The 647-nt window shown below is 42.0% G+C and carries 1 protein-coding gene; it reads left to right on the top strand.

Annotated elements, in window-relative coordinates; all coding sequences use genetic code 11:
* Positions 1-647 (top strand): ISAs1 family transposase (locus AB4517_RS22645; protein ID WP_372150099.1); only part of this gene is annotated, 647 nt, incomplete at both ends.

The raw sequence follows: 647 nt of genomic DNA on the forward strand, positions 1-647 counted from the left end.
GATGAAAGACTGTCATGAGACGACAGAGGGTGAAGTGATTGCTATCGACGGCAAAACTCTCAGAGGCACATACAACAAAGACAAGCGTTGTGGTGCAATCCATATGGTTAGTGCCTTTAGTGCAGCAAACCAAGTTGTACTAGGACAAGTGAAGACTGCGGATAAAAGCAATGAAATAAAAGCGATCCCTGAACTGCTTGAAATGCTTTCCTTGCGAGGTTGTTTAGTGACTATTGATGCTATGGGATGCCAGAAGGATATAGCTGAAAAGATAGTCGCTCAAGATGCAGATTATCTCTTAGCGGTAAAAGGTAATCAAAAACGATTGGAGCAAGCGATTAGCCAAGTGTTTAATTCTAGTATGATTAATAGTTTTGAAGGTGATAAATACGTCACTCAAGAGAAAGGGCATGGTCGTACAGAAACGCGTTTGAGTATGGTTGTTCACAATACAGATTTCTTAGGCTATATAGCGTTTGATTGGGCTGAACTCTCCACAATTGGTATGGTCGTTTCAATTCGTCAAGAAGGTGATAAGCCAGCAGAAACAATGCAAATCAAGCACTACATAAGCTCAGCAAAACTAACGGCTAAAGCTTTACTAGAGAGCACGCGAGCACATTGGAGCATTGAAAGTGTGCCGCAGG

It is taken from the genome of Vibrio sp. 10N.222.52.C3 (assembly GCF_041474195.1).
Classification (GTDB): domain Bacteria; phylum Pseudomonadota; class Gammaproteobacteria; order Enterobacterales; family Vibrionaceae; genus Vibrio; species Vibrio crassostreae_C.